This is a genomic window from Paraburkholderia sp. CNPSo 3272 (assembly GCF_024206495.1).
Lineage (GTDB): Bacteria > Pseudomonadota > Gammaproteobacteria > Burkholderiales > Burkholderiaceae > Paraburkholderia.
Map to the genome: position 1 here is coordinate 1 of NZ_JAMBPQ010000108.1, position 772 is coordinate 772.

The following is a 772-nucleotide window of genomic DNA, read 5'->3' on the forward strand; positions in this document are numbered from 1 at the left end:
GAACGACGCGCTGCTGCGCACGCTCAAGCCGTCGATCCGCATGATCGACCTTACGCCCGCAGCCATCGGCCCGTACTGCGTGCCGGTCGTGAACCTCGACGCACACATCGAAGCGACGAACGTCAACATGGTGACGTGCGGCGGCCAGGCCACGATTCCGATGGTTGCGGCCGTGTCGCGCGTCGCGAAGGTCCACTACGCGGAAATCGTCGCCTCGATCAGCAGCAAGTCGGCGGGCCCCGGCACGCGGGCCAACATCGACGAATTCACCGAGACGACGTCGAAGGCGATCGAAGTGGTGGGCGGTGCGGCGAAGGGCAAGGCCATCATCGTGCTGAATCCGGCCGAACCGCCCGTCATGATGCGCGACACGGTCTATACGCTTTCTGAAATGGCCGACCGCGAGAAGGTCGAGCAGTCCATCGAAGAGATGGTCGCGAAGGTGCACGCCTACGTGCCGGGATATCGCCTGAAGCAGAAGGTGCAGTTCGACGAGATCCCCGCGAACGCGCCCTTGAATATCCCGGGCCTCGGCAGGTTCAGCGGCCTGAAGACTTCGGTGTTCCTCGAAGTGGAAGGCGCCGCGCATTATCTGCCCGCTTACGCAGGCAATCTCGACATCATGACTTCCGCCGCGCTCGCCACCGCCGAACGCATGGCGCAGACGCTTCTGAGCGTGGAGGGATAAGACCATGAGCAAGAAACTCTATATCTCCGACGTGACGCTGCGCGACGGCAGCCACGCCATCCGCCATCAGTACTCGATCCAGAA

1 protein-coding gene is annotated in these 772 nt (G+C 63.0%); it reads left to right on the top strand.

Annotated features, from left to right (window positions below):
* On the top strand, nucleotides 1-688 hold a 688-nt coding region (locus M3I53_RS38005), incomplete at its 5' end, for an acetaldehyde dehydrogenase (acetylating) (protein WP_254320819.1).
* Nucleotides 689-772: the final 84 nt, after the last annotated feature.